This window comes from Micromonospora sp. WMMD737 (assembly GCF_049179055.1).
GTDB lineage: Bacteria > Actinomycetota > Actinomycetes > Mycobacteriales > Micromonosporaceae > Micromonospora > Micromonospora reichwaldensis.
Map to the genome: position 1 here is coordinate 1,928,748 of NZ_JBMHMH010000001.1, position 18,683 is coordinate 1,947,430.

Here is an 18,683-nt window from a genome sequence, read left to right on the forward strand (position 1 = left end):
TTGCCGGACGACAAACCGACCCGTGTTCCGGCCCCCGGTCGCGTCCCGGCGGCACGGACACCCGCCGAGGTCGAGCGCCTGCCGGACCGCTCCGGTCTCCTGCCGCTCTCCTTCGCGCAGCGGCGGTTGTGGTTCCTGGAACGCCTCGGCAGGGTCGGTCACGCCTACCACATGCCCCTCGCCCTCCAGCTCGACGGCCGGCTCGACCACGAGGCGCTGCGGGCGGCCCTCGACGCCCTGGTCGCCCGGCACGAGGTCCTGCGTACCCGCATCGTGCCCGACGGCGCCGAGGCGGCCCAACGCGTCGACCCGCCCGGGGCCGCGTTCCCGCTCCGGCTCGACGACCTGACCGGGCACGCGGACGCTGCCGCCGCCCTGGCCCGGCTCCAGCAGGAGGAGAGCACCGCCCCGTTCGACCTGGCGGCCGGCCCGCTGTTCCGGGGCCGCCTCGTCGCCCTCGCCCCGGACCGGCACGTGCTCCTGCTGACGATGCACCACATCGTCTCCGACGGGTGGTCGCTGGGGGTCCTGACCCGTGAGCTGGGGGCGCTCTACGCCGCCTTCCACGACGGTCGGCCGGATCCGTTGCCGCCGCTGCCCGTGCAGTACGCCGACTACGCCGCCTGGCAACGCCAATGGCTCACCGACGACACCCTCCAACGCCAGGAAACCCACTGGCGCCAGACCCTCGCCGACGCACCCACCCTCCTGCACCTACCCACCGACCGACCCCGACCCCCCGAACAGGACCACCACGGCGCCCACCTCCCCATCACCCTCGACACCCACCTCACCACCGCCCTCAAAACCCTCACCACCAACCACGGCACCACCCTCTACATGACCCTGCTCACCGCCTGGGCCATCGTCCTGTCCCGCCTCACCGGCCAACACGACCTCATCATCGGCACCCCCACCGCCAACCGCCGCCGCGCCGAACTCGAAAACCTCATCGGCTTCTTCGTCAACACCCTCGCCCTGCGCATCGACCTCACCGACCACCCCACCACCACCCAACTCCTGCACCGCGTACGCGACCTCACCCTCACCACCCTCGACCACCAGGATCTCCCCTTCGAACACGTCGTCGAAGCCGTCAACCCCACCCGCAACCTCGCCCACACCCCCCTCTTCCAGGTCATGTTCGCCTGGCAGAACAACGAGGACGTGGACCTGGACCTGCCGGGTGTCGAGGTGACCGCCCTGCGCAGCCCGTGGACCAGCGCCAAGTTCGACCTCACCCTCTCCCTGGCCGAGCACGACGGCCGCATCACCGGCAGCCTCGAGTACGCCACCGCGCTCTTCGACACCGCCACGGCCCAGCGGCACATCCGCTACCTGCGCCACGTCCTCACCCAACTCGTCGCGCACCCCGACCAGCCCATCGGCCGGCTGACCCTGCTCGACCCGGCGGAGCGCCGCGAACTCCTCGCGACCTGGGGCGACGCGACCGCGTACCCGGCCGGGCGGACGATCCCCGGGCTGTTCGCGGAGCGGGTCGCCGCGGCCCCCGACGCGGTGGCCGTCACCTTCGAGGGCACCTCGCTGACCTACCGCGACCTCGACGCGCGCGCCAACCGGCTCGCCCACCACCTGCGCGCGCACGGCGTCGGCCCCGACACCCTCGTCGCGGTCTGCGTGGAACGCTCACCCGAGCTGGTCGTCGCCCTGCTGGCCGTGCTCAAGGCCGGCGGCGCGTACGTGCCGCTCGACCCCGCCCATCCGGCGGAGCGCCTCGGCGAACTGCTCGGCGACAGCGCCCCGGTCGCCGTCCTCGCCCACGCCGCGACCCGCGCCACCCTCGACGGCCTGACCGACGCGCCCCTCGTCGACCTCGACGCCGACGCGCACCGCTGGGCGGACCGGCCCACCACCAGCCCCGACCCCGGCACCCGGCCCGACCACCTCGCGTACGTCATCTACACCTCCGGCTCCACCGGCCGACCCAAGGGCGTCATGGTCGAGCACGCCAACGTGGTGCGGCTCTTCTCCGCCACGGCCGGGTGGTTCGGCTTCGGCCCGACGGACGTGTGGAGCCTCTTCCACTCCTTCGCGTTCGACTTCTCCGTCTGGGAGATCTGGGGGGCGCTGCTGCACGGCGGCCGGCTGGTGATCGTCCCCCGGCTGGTCGGCCGCTCCCCCGCCGACTTCCACCGGCTCCTCTGCGACGAGGGCGTCACCGTCCTCAACCAGACCCCCAGCGCGTTCCGCAGCCTGATCGCCGCGCAGGCCGACAGCGCGCGGGCGCACCGGCTGCGTACGGTGGTCTTCGGGGGCGAGGCGCTGGACCCGACGATGCTGCGGCCGTGGTATGCGGACGCGCGCAACGGGCGCACCGAACTGGTCAACATGTACGGCATCACCGAGACCACCGTGCACGTGACCCACCGGCCGTTGACGCCGGCCGACACCGAACGACCCGGCGTCAGCCCGATCGGGCGACCCATCGGGGACCTGCGGCTCTACGTGCTCGACGGGCGGGGGGAGCCGGTGCCGCCCGGGGTCGTCGGTGAGCTGCACGTCGGTGGCGCGGGGGTCGCGCGCGGCTACCTCAACCGGCCCGCGCTGACCGCGGAACGCTTCCGGCCCAGCCCGTTCGTCGCGGGGGACCGGCTCTACGCCACCGGTGACCTCGTGCGCCACCGCCCCGACGGCGGTCTCGAGTACCTGGGCCGCAACGACTCCCAGGTGCAGATCCGTGGCTACCGCGTCGAGCTGGGCGAGATCGAGGCCCGGCTGGCCGCCTGTCCCGGCGTACGCGACGCGGTCGTGACGGTCACGACGGACGCCACGGGCGAGCCGCGCCTGGTCGGCTACTACACCGCGTCGGTGCGCCGGCTGACGGCCGAGGCGCTGCGGACCCGGCTGGCCGGCGTCCTGCCGGAGCACATGGTCCCGGCCGCGTACGTGCGGGTCGCCGAGTGGCCGCTCACGCCCAATGGCAAGCTCGACCACCGGGCGTTGCCCGCACCCGACGGGTCCGCCTTCGCCGCCCGGCACTACGCCGAGCCGGTCGGTCCGACGGAGACCGCCCTCGCCGCCATCTGGGCCGAGGTGCTCGGCGTCGAGCGGGTCGGGCGGCACGACAACTTCTTCGCGCTGGGCGGGCACTCGCTGCTGGCCCTGCGGGTGCTCGAACGGATGCGCCGTCAGGGCCTCTCCGCCGACGTACGCGCGCTCTTCGCCTCGCCGGTCCTGGCCGACCTGGCCGCCGCCCTGGGTGCCGGCGCGGACCGGGCCGACGCGACGCCGGAGCCGATCCCGGCCGGCTGCGACCGGATCACCCCGGACCTGCTGCCGCTGGTGGAGCTGAGCCAGCCGGAGATCGACGCGGTCGTCGCCACCGTGTCCGGCGGGGCGCCGAACGTGCAGGACGTCTACCCGCTGGCCCCGGTGCAGGAGGGGATGCTCTTCCACCACCTGATGGCCAGCGACCGCGACCCCTACCTGGTGACCACGGTCCTGCGCTTCGCCGACCGGGACCGGCTGGACCGCTACGCCGCCGCGCTGGAGGCGGTCATCGCCCGGCACGACGTGCTGCGCACCGGGGTGGTGTGGCACGGGATCAACGAGCCGGTGCAGGTGGTGTGGCGCCGTGCGCCCCTGCCCGTGGAGGAGGTCACGCTCGACCCGGCGGGCGACGACCCGCTGCGGCAGCTCCGCGAGCACGTCGAGCGGCGGTACGCCCGCCTTCCCCTCGACCAGGCCCCCCTGCTGCGGCTGCTGGTCGCGCGGGACCCGCGCGACAGCGGGTGGCTGGCCGTGGAGCTGATCCACCACATCGTCGACGACAACACCTCGCTCAAGCAGCTGCGGGCCGAGGTCCGCGCGTACCTGGCCGGCGAGGGCGACCGACTGCCGCCGCCGCTGCCGTTCCGCGACTTCGTGGCCCGGATCCGACGCGGCGTCGACCGGGCCGAGCAGGAGAGCTTCTTCCGCCGGATGCTCTCCGACGTGGACAGCCCGACCGTGCCCTTCGGCCTGCGGGACATCCACGGCGACGGGCACACCATGCGCGACGCGCGGGTCTGGCTCGGGCCGGAGCTGACGCGGCGGCTGCGGCAGCGGGCCCAAGCCCTCCAGGTCGGGGTGACCAGCCTCTTCCACGTCGCCTGGGGGCAGGTGCTGGCCCGGGCCGCCGGCCGCCGGGACGTCGTCTTCGGCACCGTGCTGTCCGGGCGGATGGATGCCGGCGCGGGCAGCGACCGCGTCCTCGGGCCCTTCCTCAACACACTTCCCCTGCGGGTCACCGTCGACGCCACCGGCGCCACGGAGTGCGTGCTGCGCACCCACGAGGCGCTGACCGGGCTGATCCGGCACGAGCACGCGTCGCTGGCGCTGGCGCAGTCGTGCAGCGGGGTCGCGCCGCCGGCGCCGCTCTTCACCGCCCTGCTGAACTACCGGCACGCCGAGGTGCTGGCCGAGTCGGACGCCCCCGCGCCGGAACCCGACGCGGACGACCTGACCTACCTGGCCGCGCAGGAGCACGGCAACTACCCGCTCGCGCTGGACGTCGACGACCTGCGCGACGACGTGGCGCTGACCGTCGCCGCCGCGGCCGGGGTGACGCCCGACCGGGTCTGCGCGATGGTCGAACGGGCCCTGGAGACGCTGGCCGACGCGCTGGAGCGGGCGCCGGACGCGCCGGTGGGCGGGCTCGACGTGCTGCCCGCCGCCGAGCGGCGCCGGCTCGTCGAGGAGGGCAACGACGCCACGGTGTCGTACCCGCCGGGGCGCCTGGTGCACCACCTCGTCGAGGCCCGGGCGGCCCGCGACCCGCAGGCGGTGGCCCTCGTCGACGGCGACGAGCGGCTCACCTACGGCGAGTTGAACGCGCGGGCCAACCGGCTCGCCCACCACCTGCGCGCCCGGGGCGTCGGGCCGGACCGGATCGCGGCGATCTGCGTCGAGCGGTCATTGGAGACGGTGGTGTGCCTGCTGGCCGTCCTCAAGGCCGGCGGCGCCTACCTCCCGCTCGACCCGGCGTACCCGGCCGAACGGCTCGCCGCCATGCTGCGCGACAGCGCCCCGGTGGCGGCGCTGACCCACGGCCCGGCCCGCGAGCGGCTGCGCGCCGCGTTGGCCGGGCTCGACACCCCGGTGGTCGACCTGGACCTCGACGCGTCGGCCTGGGCCGAGCTGCCGGCGACCGACCCGCTGGTCGACGGGCTGGGCGCGCACCACCTGGCGTACGTCATCTACACGTCCGGCACCTCCGGCACCGCCAACGGGGTGCTGGTGGAGCACCGGCAGTTGGTGGCCGTGGCCGCCGCCTGGGAGCGCCTGTTCGACCTGCGGCCCGGCCTGGTGCACCTGCAGATGGCGAGCTTCTCCTTCGACGTCTTCACCGCCGACGTGGTGCGGGCGCTCGGCTTCGGCGGGCGGTTGGTGCTCTGCCCGCGTCCGCTGCTGCTGGACAGCGCGGGCCTCTACGCCCTGCTGCGCCGCCACGACGTGGACTTCGCCGACTTCGTGCCGGCCGTGCTCAACCCGTTGTTGGAGCACCTGGAGCCGACCGGCGGGAGCCTCGCCGGGTTGGAGACGGTGGTCTGCGGCTCGGACGCCTGGACCGCCGCCGACGCCGCCCGGCTGCGCGCCCTGTGCGGCCCGGGGGTGCGGATCGTCAACGCGTACGGCGTGACCGAGGCGGCCGTCGACAGCACCTGCCACGTGCTGGCGACGGACGGCCTGGCCGGGGCGACCTGCCTGCCGATCGGCCGGCCGCTGCCGAACGTGCGCGTCTACCTGCTGGACGCCGAGGGCGAGCCGGTGCCGGACGGGGTGGTCGGCGAGATCCACATCGGCGGCGCGGGCGTGGCGCGCGGCTACCTGAACCGGCCCGAGCTGACCGCGCGGCGCTTCCGCGCCAACCCGTTCGTGTCGGGCGAGCGGCTCTACCGCACCGGTGACCTGGGCAGACGCCTGCCGGCCGGGGAACTGGAGTTCCTGGGCCGCGACGACTTCCAGGTGAAGATCCGGGGCTTCCGCGTCGAGCTGGGCGAGATCGAGTCGCGGCTGGCAGCGACCGAGGGCGTCCGCGAGGCCGTCGTCGTGGCGCGCCCCGACGCCGGCGGCCAGCAGCGGCTCGTCGCGTACGTGCTGGGCGCGGGGGCGCCGGACGCCGCGCGGCTGCGGGACCGGCTCGCCGCCCAGCTGCCGGAGCACATGGTGCCGTCGGCGTACGTCCGGCTGGCCGCGTGGCCGCTGACGCCCAACGGCAAGCTCGACCGGGCGGCGCTGCCGGCACCGGACGGGGAGGCCTTCGGCCAGCGCGGGCACGTCGAGCCGGTCGGCCTGCTGGAGACCATGGTCGCTGGCGTCTGGGCCGAGGTGCTGGGGATCGAGCGGGTCGGCCGGCACGACGACTTCTTCGCCCTCGGCGGCCACTCGCTGCTCGCCATGCGGCTGGTCTCCAGGATCCGGCAGGTGCTGGGGCGGGAGGTCTCCCCGGCGGCGCTCTTCGCGGCGCCGGTCCTCGCCGCCTTCGTCGCCCGGCTCACGCCGGACGGCCGCGACGTGCTGCCCCCGATCCGCCCGGTCGACCGGTCCGGCGCGCTGGAGCCCTCCTTCGCGCAGCGGCGGCTGTGGTTCCTGGAACGCCTCGGCGGTCTCGGCCACGCCTACCACATGCCCCTCGCCCTGGAGTTGGCCGGCTGGCTCGACCACGACGCGCTGCGGGCGGCCCTGGACGCCCTCGTCGCCCGGCACGAGGCCCTGCGCACCCGGCTCGTGCCCGCCGGCTCCGACGTCCACCAGCACGTCGACCCGCCCGGTACCGGCTTCACCCTGCACACGCACGATTTCACCGGGGCGCCCGACGCCGCCGCCCGGCTGGCCCGGCTCCAGGACGAGGAGTTCACGGCCCCGTTCGACCTGACCACCGGTCCCCTGATCCGGGGCCGCCTGGTCACCCTCGCCCCGGACCGGCACGTCCTGCTCGTCACCATGCACCACGTCGTGTCCGACGGCTGGTCCATCGGCGTCCTGACCCGTGAGCTGGGGGCGCTCTACACCGCCTTCCACCACGGCCAGCCCGACCCCCTGCCGCCGCTGCCCGTGCAGTACGCCGACTACGCCGCCTGGCAACGCCAATGGCTCACCGACGACACCCTCCAACGCCAGGAAACCCACTGGCGCCAGACTCTCGCCGACGCACCCACCCTCCTGCACCTACCCACCGACCGACCCCGACCCCCCGAACAGGACCACCACGGCGCCCACCTCCCCATCACCCTCGACACCCACCTCACCACCGCCCTCAAAACCCTCACCACCAACCACGGCACCACCCTCTACATGACCCTGCTCACCGCCTGGGCCATCGTCCTGTCCCGCCTCACCGGCCAACACGACCTCATCATCGGCACCCCCACCGCCAACCGCCGCCGCGCCGAACTCGAAAACCTCATCGGCTTCTTCGTCAACACCCTCGCCCTGCGCATCGACCTCACCGACCACCCCACCACCACCCAACTCCTGCACCGCGTACGCGACCTCACCCTCACCACCTTCGACCACCAGGACCTCCCCTTCGAACACGTCGTCGAAGCCGTCAACCCCACCCGCAACCTCGCCCACACCCCCCTCTTCCAGGTCATGTTCGCCTGGCAGAACACCGACGACGGCGAGCTGACCCTCCCGGGCCTGCGGGTCACCGCCCTGCCGCCGCCCCACAGCACGGCCAAGTTCGACCTCACCCTCGCCCTCGCCGAGCACGACGGCCGCATCACCGGCAGCCTCGAATACGCCACCGCGCTCTTCGACACCGCCACCGCCCAGCGGCACATCCGCTACCTGCGCCACGTCCTCACCCAACTCGTCGCGCACCCCGACCAGCCCATCGACCGGCTGACCCTGCTCGACGAACGGGAACGGGAGCAGGCGCTGCGCCAGGCCGAGCCGTCGCCGGTGGACACGGGCGTCGTCGCCCGCCTCGCGGAGCGGGTCGCCGCGGCCCCCGACGCGGTGGCCCTGACGTTCGAGGGCACCTCGCTGACCTACCGCGACCTCGACGCGCGCGCCAACCGGCTCGCCCACCACCTGCGCGCGCACGGCGTCGGCCCCGACGCCCTCGTCGCGGTCTGCCTGCGCAGGTCGCCGGAGCTGATCGTCGCGCTCCTGGCCGTCGCCCGGGCCGGCGGCGCGTACCTGCCCCTGGACCCGGCCCACCCCGCCGAACGCCTGCGGCACCTGCTGGCCGACGGCGCCCCGGTCGCCGTCCTCGCCCACGCCGCGACCCGCGCCACCCTCGACGGCCTGACCGACGCGCCCCTCGTCGACCTCGACACCGACGCGCACCGCTGGGCCGAGCGCCCCACCACCAGCCCCGACCCCGGCACCCGGCCCGACCACCTCGCGTACGTCATCCACACCTCCGGCTCCACCGGCCGCCCCAAGGGCGTGGCGCAGACCTGGCGGTGCCTGGACAACCTGATCGACTGGCAGCTCCGCTACGCCGCGCCGGGCAGCCCCGTGCCGCAACGGGTGCTCCAGTTCGCCTCGATCGGCTTCGACGTCTCCGCGCAGGAGATCTGGAGCACCCTCTGCCAGGGCGGCACGCTGGTGCTGATCGGCGAGGAGAGCGGCCGGGACCTGGGCCGGCTGCGCCACGTCCTGGCCGAGCAGGGCGTACGGCGGGCGTTCCTGCCGGCGGCCGTGCTGCACCAGTTGGCCGGTCTCACCGGGGCCGTCGCCCCGCTCGCGCCCGGCTGCGAGATCGTCACCGCCGGCGAGGCGCTGCGGGTCAACGACGACCTCCGGGCCCTGCTGGTGGGGCTGGGCGGCCGGTACCTCTACAACCAGTACGGCCCGACCGAGACCCACGTGGTCAGCCAGTTCGCGCTGGCCACCGAGGCGGCGGCCGACTGGCCGGCCCTGCCGCCGATCGGCCGGCCGATCGCCAACGCCCGGCTCTACGTGCTCGACGAGCGGTGCGAGCCGGTGCCGGCGGGCGTGCTCGGCGAGCTCTACATCGGCGGGTCCGGCCTGGCGCGCGGCTACCTCAACCGGCCGGCGGCGACCGCGGCGCGGTTCCTGCCGGACCCGTTCGTCGGGCCGGGCGAGCGGATGTACCGCAGCGGCGACCTGGTCCGCCGCCGGCCCGACGGGACCATCGAGTTCGTCGGGCGCGCCGACGACCAGGTCAAGGTGCGCGGCTTCCGGGTCGAGCCGGGCGAGGTGGAGGCCGCCCTGCGGCACGTTCCGGGCGTACGCGAGGCGGCCGTGCTGCTGCGCGAGGACACCCCCGGCGACCCGCACCTGGTCGGCTACCTGGTCGGCGACGTCACCGCCGAGGCGGCCCGCGAGCAGTTGCGGCGCCGGCTGCCCGAGCACCTGGTGCCGACCCGCTGGGTGGTGCTGGAGCGGCTGCCGCTGACCGCCAACGGCAAGGTGGACCGGCGGGCCCTGCGCGCGCCGGAGCAGTCCGACGTCGCCACCGCCTACGTCGCGCCGCGCGACGACCGGGAGGCCCGGATGGCCGCCATCTGGGCCGAGGTGCTGCGCCGCGACCGGGTCGGCGCGCACGACGACTTCTTCGCGCTGGGCGGCCACTCGCTGCTGGCGACCCGGCTCGTGCACGCGATCAACGAGCGGATGTCGGCGCGGCTGTCGCTACGTACCCTCTTCCGGAAGCCGGTCCTGGCCGACCTGGCGGCCGAGCTGGCGGAGCCCGGCTCCCCCGCCGTCGACGCCCTCCCGTCGCTCGTCGCAGATCCCGCCGGCCGGTACGAGCCGTTCCCGCTCACCGACATCCAGGAGGCCTACTGGGTGGGCCGCGGGTCCACCATCGAACTCGGCGGCGTCGGCGCGCACGGCTACAGCGAGCTGCGGCTGCGCGACTTCGACGAGGAGCGCTTCACCCGGGCGCTGCACCGACTGGTCGACCGCCACGACATGCTCCGCGCGGTCTTCCACGACGGCGCCCAGCGGGTCCTGCCGAGCGTGCCGCGCTACGCGATGGCCCGGCAGGACCTGCGCGGGCTCGACCCGCGGACCGCCGACCGCCGGCTGGGCGAGACCCGGGAGCGGATGTCCCACCAGGTGTTCGACGCCGGCCGCTGGCCGCTGTTCGAGTTCGCGGTGACGCTGCTCGACGGCGAGGCGCGGCTGCACGTCAGCCTCGACGCGCTGATCCTCGACGCGGCCAGCGGGCAGATCCTGGAACACGAGCTGGCGCTGCTCTACGCCGACCCGGACGTCGACCTGCCGCCGCTCGCGGTGACCTTCCGCGACTACGTCCTGGCCGAACGGGCCCTGCGGCGCACGCCGCGCTACGAGCGGGCCCTCGACTACTGGCGGGAGCGGGTCGGCACGCTGGCCCCCGCGCCGCAGCTCCCGCTGGAACGGCAGCCGGAGAGCGTCGAACGGCCGCGCTTCACCCGCTACGACGAGGTGGTGCCGGCGGAGCGTTGGAGCCGGCTGAAGGCGCTCGCCGGCCGGCACCAGGTGACCCCGTCGGTGCTGCTGGTGACCGCGTTCGCGCAGGTGCTGGCCCGGTGGAGCCGCCAGTCGCGGTTCACGCTGAGCCTGCCGCTGTTCAACCGGCTGCCGCTGCATCCCGGCATCAACGCGGTGATCGGCGACTTCACGTCGCTGGTGCTGCTGGAGGTCGACGTGGCGGCCGGGGTCGACTTCGTGACCCGGGCCCGTGCCGTGCAGGAGCAGCTCTGGCAGGACATCGACCACTCGGCGGTCAGCGGCGTACGGGTCAACCGCGAACTCGCCCGCGCCCGGGGCACCCGCCACGCGGCCCTGCCGGTCGTCTTCAACAGCACGCTCACCGAATCGGCCCCCGACGTCGGCGACAGCGGCCTCGCGGCGGCGCTCGGCGGCGAGGTGCTGCACGGCATCACCCAGACCCCGCAGGTGTGGATCGACCACACGGTCCTGGAGGCCGGCGGGCGGCTGCACGTCAACTGGGACAGCATCGACGAGCTCTTCCCCGCCGGCCTGGTCGCCGAGATGTTCGCGGCGTACCGGGAGCTGCTCGGGCGGCTGGCGGAGCCGGACGCCTGGCACGGCACGCTGGACGGGCCGCTCGCCCCGCCCGTGCCGGCGACCCCGCCGGCCAATCGCGGGCTCCTGCACGAGCTGGTCGACCGGCAGGCGCTGGCGACCCCCGCCGCGCCCGCCGTGCTCGCCCCGGACCGGCAGCTGGACCACGCCACCGTACGCGTCGAGGCACGCCGGCTGGCCGGGCGGCTCCAGGACCACGGCGTCGGCCCCGGCCAACTCGTCGCGGTGCTGCTCGACCGGGGCTGGAAGCAGGTCGTCGCCACCCTCGCGGTCCTGCACGCCGGGGGCGCGTACCTGCCGCTCGACCCCGACTGGCCGGCCGAGCGGGTGGCCCGGGTGCTCCAGCGGGCCGGGGCGGGGCTGGTCCTGACCGCCTCGGACCGGGTGGACCTGCCCGAGGGCGTCGCGCGCCTGGTGGTGGACGCGTCCGCCGTCGGTGCGGGCGGGCCGGCGCTGCGGCCGGTCGAGCTGGCGGAGACCGACGTCGCGTACGTGATCTACACGTCCGGGTCCACCGGCACGCCGAAGGGGGTGACGATCGACCATCGCGGTGCGGTTAACACGCTGCTCGACGTCAACGCTCGCTTCGGTGTCGGGCCGGCCGACCGGGTCCTGGCCGTCAGCGCGCTCAGCTTCGACCTCTCCGTCTTCGACATCTTCGGCACCCTCGCGGCCGGCGCGGCGGTCGTGACGCTCGATGAGGAACTGGCCCGCGACCCGGCCCACTGGCGGGAGGTGGCCCACGCCCACCGGGTCAGCGTCTGGAACTCGGTGCCGGCGCTGGCCGGCATGCTGCTCGACGACGCCGACGCCGGCCATCCGCTGCCGGCGTCGCTGCGGCTGGCCATGCTCTCCGGGGACTGGATCCCGCTCACCCTCCCCGACCGGCTGCGCAAGGCGCTGCCGGGGATCCAAGTCGAGAGCCTCGGTGGCGCCACCGAGGCGTCGATCTGGTCCATCCACCACCCGGTCGACGAGGTCGATCCGGCCTGGCGCAGCATCCCGTACGGCCGGGCGCTGGCCCACCAGGGGGTCCACGTGCTGGACGAGGCGCTGCGCCCCCGGCCCACCTGGGCCACCGGCGACCTCTGGATCAGCGGCGTCGGGCTGGCGCGGGGCTACTGGCGCGACGAGGCGGCGACGGCGGCCAGCTTCGTCGTCCACCCGGTCAGCGGCGAGCGGCTCTACCGCACCGGCGACCTGGGCCGGCTGCGCCCGGACGGCACGATCGAGTTCCTCGGCCGCGAGGACGGCCAGGTGAAGGTGCACGGCTACCGCATCGAGCTGGGCGAGATCGAGGCGGCGTTGGAGGGCCACCCGGGCGTACGCGCCGCCGCGCTGCGGCTGCTCGGCCGGGCGCAGGGCGAGAAGCGGCTGGCCGCGTACGTGGTGCCGGACGGTCCCGCGCCCGAGCCGGCCGCCCTCGTGGCGTACCTGGAGAAGCGGCTGCCGGCGTACATGGTGCCGTCGTCGTTCACCGTCCTCGACGCGCTGCCGCTGTCGGCCAACGGGAAGGTCGACCGGGGCCAGCTCCCCGACCCGGAGCCGTCGCCGGAGACCGTCGCCGAGGCGCCGGTGCTCACCGACCCGGCCGAGAACCGGCTGGTGGAGATCGTCACCGGGATCCTCGACCTGCCCGTCGTCGCGCCCGACGCCAACCTGCTGATGCTCGGCGCCACGTCGATCGACGTCGTCCGGATCGCGAACGCCCTCTCCGGCGAGTTGGGCTTCCGGCCGAAGCTGGCCCGGCTGATGCGCCAGCCGACCCTCGCCGACCTGCTGCGGATGTTCCGCGAACACACCGCCGAGCGGGCCGTCGTCGCGGCCGCGCAGCGGGCCGCCACGGTGGTCGAGGACCCGGCCGCGCGCGCCGCGTTCACCTCGGACGCGCGGGGCCGTCGCGGCTTCGCGCCCGACACCCCGGCGGTCACGCTGACCGCACCGGCCGACCAGGCGTACGACCGGCGTTACACCGGCTACCGCACGGTGCGCCGCTTCGCCGCGGACCCGCTGCCGGCGGAGGCGCTCGGCGGGTTGCTGGCCACCCTCGCCCAGCGGGAGGTCGACGGTCGGGCCAAGTTCCAGTACGGCTCGGCCGGCGGCACCTACGCCGTGCAGACGTACGTGCTGGTCAGGGCGGGGCGCATCGACGGGGTGCCGGGCGGGGCGTACTACCACGACCCGGCGGCGCACCGGCTGCTGGCGCTCGGTCGCGACCGTGAGCTGAGCCCCGACGCCTTCGACTACTTCGTCAACCGGCCGGTCTTCGAGGCCGCCGCGTTCGCGCTGTTCCTCGTGGCGCAGCGCGCGGCCATCGAGCCCCTCTACCAGGAGCAGAGTGCGACCTTCACCGCGATCGAGGCGGGCGCCATGGCCCAGCTGCTGACGATGGCCGCCCCCGAGCACGGTCTCGGCCTGTGCGGCGTCGGCGCCCTGGACACGGCGGAGCTGCCCGCCCTGTTCGACCTGGACCCCTCGCACCGGCTGGTGTACGCGCTGCTCGGCGGCGGCCGTCCCGGGGCGGAGCCGGCCGCGCCCGACGCCGCCACCACCGACACGATCACGGTCGAGCTGTGAACGCCTACGAGCTGCTCGACACACTCAACCGGCACGCGGTCGGGTTGCGGGTCGACGGCGACCGGCTGCGCCTCACGGGCTCCCGCGAGGTCCTCACGCCCGACCTGCTGGCCGACCTCAAGGCGCACAAGGAGGAGCTGGTCGCGATCCTGACCGGCGCCGACGCGGACACGATCCCCCGCCGGCCGCGACCGGACGCGCCGGTGCCGGTCGCCTTCGCCCAACGGCAGCTCTGGTTCCTCGACCAGCTCTCCCCCGGCAACCCGTTCTACAACAACCCGGTCGCGTTCGACGTCGTGGGCGCCCTGGACGTGCCGGCGCTGGCCTGCGCCCTGACCGAGGTGGTGCGCCGGCACGAGGCGCTGCGTACCGTCTTCGCGCTCGTCGACGAGGAGCCCTGCCAGGTGGTGCGGCCGGCCGGGCCGGTCGCCCTGCCGGTCGCGGACCTCACCGCGCTCCCCCGCCCGGAGCGCTCCCGCCGGGCCGACGAGGCCGCCGAGGCCGAGGCGCGGGCGCCGTTCGACCTGGCCGCCGGCCCCCTGCTGCGCAGCTGCCTGCTCCGGCTGGCTCCCGACGAGCACCGCTGGCTGCTCACCGTGCACCACATGGTGGCCGACGGCTGGTCCGTCGGCATCCTGATCGGCGAGGTCACCGCCCTCTACGCGGCGTACGCGCGGGGCGCGGCTCCCGCGCTGGCAGAGCTGCCCGTGCAGTACCCGGACTACACGCTGTGGCAGCGCCGGCACCTCGGCGGCGGCGAGCTGGAGCGCCAGCTCGGCTACTGGACGCGGACGCTGGCCGGTGCGCCCGCGCTGCTGGCCCTGCCGACCGACCGGCCCCGCCCGGCGGTGCAGCGCTACCGGGGCGAGACCCACGGCACGACCGTGGACGCCGCGGTGCTGCGGGGCCTACGGGAGGTGGGCCGGGCCGGCGACGCCACGCTCTTCATGACGCTCATGGCCACCCTGTCGGTGCTGCTGTGGCGCTACAGCGGGCAGGACGACGTCTGCGTCGGCACCCCGTTCGCCAACCGCAACCACCGGGACGTGGAGGGCCTGATCGGCCACTTCGTGAACACGGTGGTGATCCGCAACCGGCTGGACCCGGAGCAGTCCTTCGCGGCGCTGCTGGCCGACGTGCGCCGGCACCTGCTCGACGCGTACGCCCATCCCGATCTGCCGTTCGAGCAGCTCGTGGACGCGCTCAACCCGGAGCGGCACACCAGCTACTCGCCGCTGTTCCAGGTGATGCTGGTGCTCCAGAACATCCCGCGCGGCCGGCTGGCGCTGCCCGGCCTGGAGCTGCGGCCCCTGTCGAGCAGCACCGGCGCGGCCAAGTTCGACCTGTCGGTCGAGGTGATGGAGCACGCCGACGAGCTGCACGTCATCTTCGAGTACAACACCGACCTCTTCGACGCCGCGACGATCGCCCGGCTGGCCGGGCACTTCGTCCGCCTGCTCGCCCAGGTGGCGGCCGATGCGTCGGCCCCGGTCGGCGCGCTGCGGCTGCTCGGTGCGGACGAGCGGCACCGCCTGCTGGTCGAGTGGAACCGCACCGCGCGACCGCTCACCGGCCCGGCGGACGTGGTGCGGCGGATCGCGGCGCAGTCGCGGCGGCACCCCGCCTCCGTCGCCGTGGCCGACGACGACGAGCGGCTGGACTACGCCACGCTGGAGCGGCGGGCCAACCGCCTGGCGCACGCGCTGATCGCCCGGGGCGTACGCCGCGACCAGGTGGTGGGCCTGCACGCGCGCCGCTCGGCCGGGCTGATCGTCGCCATCCTGGGCGTGCTCAAGGCCGGGGCCGCCTACCTGCCGCTGGACCCGGCCCTGCCGCCGGAGCGGCTCGCCGGCATGGTCGCCGACGCGGCGCCGGCCCTGGTGCTCGGCGAGGACGACCTGGCCGCCGTCGAGGCCGAGGGGCGCCACGACGGTCCGCCCGGCGTCGTCGTGCACCCCGCCAACCTGGCGTACGTGATCTACACGTCGGGCTCGACGGGCCGCCCGAAGGGCGTCGCGGTCGCCCACGGCGGCGTCGTGAACCTGCTCGACCACTGGGTGTCGCGGCTCGACGCCGCCGAGGGGGAGGCGGCGGCGCTCTGGTCGAGCGTCGGCTTCGACGTCTCCGTGCAGGAGATCTTCCTGCCGCTGACCACGGGCGGGGCCCTGCACCTCGTACCAGAGAAGGTGCGCGGCGACCCGGCGGCGCTGATGGGCTGGCTGCGCGAGCACCGCGTCGTGCAGGCCTACCTGCCGCCGGCCTTCGTCCGGTGGATCGACGAGGATCCGGCGACCCGCCTGGCGGGGTCGGCGCTGCGTCAACTGCTGGTCGGGGTCGAACCGCTGCCGGAGCAGGGCCTGCACCGGATGCAGGAGGCCCTGCCCGGGCTGCGGGTCCTCAACGGGTACGGGCCGACGGAGACCACCGTCTACAGCACCGCCTACCTCGACCCGCAGCCGTCCGCCCGGCGGTGCCCGATCGGCCGGCCGATCGCCAACACCCGCGTCCACCTGCTCGACGAGCGGCGGGAGCCGGTGCCCGTCGGGGTCACCGGCGAGATCCACATCGGTGGCGCCGGGGTGGCCCGCGGCTACCTGGGCCGGCCGGGGGCGACCGCCGAGCGGTTCGTTCCCGACCCGTTCGTGCCCGGGGAACGGCTCTACCGCACCGGCGACCTGGCCCGGCTGCTGCCCGACGGGAACATCGAGTACCTCGGCCGCCGCGACAACCAGGTCAAGATCCGGGGCTTCCGCATCGAGCTGGGCGAGATCGAGGCCGCGCTGCGGGACCGGCCGGACGTACGCGAGGCGGCGGTGCTGGTCGACTCGGACGCGGCCGGCGAGCCGAGGCTGGTCGCCGGGGTGGCCCGGGGCGGGGCGACGCCGTTGCTGGTCAGCGAGTGGCGCGAGGCGCTGTCGCGGCGGTTGCCCGGCTACATGATCCCGTCGCTCTTCGTGGAGCTGCCGCAACTGCCGCTGACCGCCAACGGCAAGCTCGACCGCGACGAGGTGCTGCGGCTGGCCCGTACCGGCGCGCCCTGGCAGGTCAACCTGGCCAGCCCGCGCGACCAGATCGAGCTGACCCTCTACCAGATCTGGAAGCGCCTGCTGCTGCACCCGGAGATCGGCATCGGCGACCGGTTCTTCGACGTGGGCGGCACCTCGATCTCGGCGATCAAGCTGGCCCACGCGATCGGCGAGGCGTTCGGCGAGCCGCTGCCGGTCCACGAGATCATGCTGCACCCGACGATCGAGGCGCTGGGCGGCCGGCTGCGGCGGGGCGCGTCGGGCCGGCCGCCGAGCAACCTGATCGAGTTCCGGGCGGGCGACGGCGCCGGCCGGGTCATCTGCGTGCACCCGGCCGGCGGCACCGCGTTCTGCTACCTGTCGCTGGCCAAGGCGCTGCCGGAGTCCCTCGGCGTGTACGGGATCCAGTCCCCGGGGGTGAACCCGGGCGAGGAGTTCCTGCCCACCGTGGAGGCGATGGCCGAGGCGTACCTGGGGCAGGTCGCGCACCTGCTGGACGGGCCGGTGGTGCTGACGGGGCTCTCCTACGGCGGGCTGGTCGCGTACGAGATGGGACGCCGGCTGGCCCTCGCCGGGCATCCCGGGCTGAGCGTGGTCCTGCTGGACACCCTGGGCACCGACGATCCGGCCCACCGGGGCGCGATCGAGCCGGTGGACATGGCCGAGTTCCGCGACAAGCTCATCAAGTTCAACGGGATGTACCCGGGCATCGACGACGAGCAGATCGACCAGTACCACCGCGTCTACAACCACAACCGGTCCACCATGCGCGACTATCCGACCCCCGCGTCGCCGGCCCGGCTGGTGCTGTTGCAGGCCACCGCCGGGCGCGACGAGGCCTTCCTGCGCGAGGTGCGTGCCTTCTGGCGGCGGCGCGGCGAGGCCGACTTCCTGCTGGAACAGGTGCACTGCGACCACTGGGACATCCTGGAGAGCGCCGTGGTGCTGCGGGTCGCCGCCCTGCTGCGCGGCGAGATGGACCGGCTCTCCGACGCCCGTCCGACGACGCCGGCCGTACGGGAGGCGTGATGGTCCAGGGTCCCGGTCTCGCGCACGCCGTGCTCGCCCAGGCCAGCCGTACCCCCGACGCGGTCGCGGTGGCCGACGGCGACCGGCGCCTCAGCTACGCCGACCTGGACGCCGCCAGCGCCGCCGTAGCCCGGTCCCTGCGCCGGGCCGGGACCCGCCCGGGTCAGGCCGTCGCGGTGCACCTGCCGCGCGGCTGGCGGCTGGTCTGCGTCATGCTCGGCATCCTGCGGCTCGGCGCGACCGTGGTGCCGCTGGACCGGCAGAGCCCACCCGCCCGGCGGGACCACATGCTGCGCGACTCGGGCGCCGTGGCGGTGGTCCACGGCCCGGACGCGCCCGGCGACCTGCCCGACGGGATCCGCCCGCTGCCAGCGGAGGCCCTGCTCGCGGGAGACCCCGCGACCGGGTCGGACGGGCCGCCCGCGCCGGTCGCGTTCGTCTTCTACACCTCGGGCACCACAGGCCGCCCCAAGGGCGTGCAGGTGCGCGACGCGGGCATCCTGCGGCTGGCCCGCCCCGGCTACGTCGCGCTGACCCCGGCGGCCCGCTACGCGAGCCTCGCCAACCCGGCGTTCGACGCGATCAGCTTCGAGGTCTGGGTGCCGCTGCTGACCGGCGGCTGCTGCGTCGTGCTCGACGACGAGACGGTGGCGACGCCGCACCTGCTCGACGCCGCGCTGCGCCGGGAGCGGATCGACACGCTCTTCATCACCGTGGCGCTGTTCAACACGGTGGTCGACGAACGGCCGCACTGCTTCGCCGACGTCGGCCAGGTGCTCGTCGGCGGCGAGCAGCTCAACGCCCGGCTGATCCGCCGCTGGTACCGCGACAACCCCGCCAGCCGCACCCGGCTGCACAACGTCTACGGGCCCACCGAGGCGACCACGTTCGCCCTGTGCCATCCGATCCCGCGCGACTTCGACGCCGAGGTGGTGCCGATCGGCCGGGTGCTGCCGGGCACCGACGCGCACCTGGTGGTCGACGGCGAGCGTGTCGCCGCGCCGGGCGAGGTCGCCGAGCTGTACCTGAGCGGCG

The 18,683-nt window shown here is 74.8% G+C and carries 3 protein-coding genes (1 of these 3 only partly in view); all 3 read left to right on the forward strand.

Annotation, left to right across the window (positions count from 1 at the left end; all coding sequences use genetic code 11):
- Tightly spaced (each overlapping or abutting the next), the 3 genes in view from ACN27A_RS07525 to ACN27A_RS07535 form a layout consistent with a single transcriptional unit that may run on beyond the window.
- A complete protein-coding gene (locus ACN27A_RS07525) occupies positions 1 to 13,593 on the forward strand; it encodes an amino acid adenylation domain-containing protein (RefSeq protein ID WP_421450697.1) in 13,593 nt (4,530 codons plus the stop codon).
- Positions 13,590 to 17,648, forward strand: a complete 4,059-nt coding sequence (locus tag ACN27A_RS07530) for an amino acid adenylation domain-containing protein (RefSeq protein WP_421450699.1) — start codon at positions 13,590 to 13,592, stop codon at positions 17,646 to 17,648. The genes ACN27A_RS07525 and ACN27A_RS07530 overlap by 4 nt, the downstream gene beginning before the upstream one ends.
- Positions 17,648 to 18,683, forward strand: the 5' end (the start) of a protein-coding gene (locus tag ACN27A_RS07535; RefSeq protein ID WP_421450701.1) for an amino acid adenylation domain-containing protein. Its footprint extends 8,456 nt past the window's final position; 1,036 of the gene's 9,492 nt are visible here — the first part of the coding sequence; it begins with the start codon at positions 17,648 to 17,650; its stop codon lies beyond the right edge, outside the window. Before ACN27A_RS07530 ends, ACN27A_RS07535 begins: the two co-directional genes overlap by 1 nt.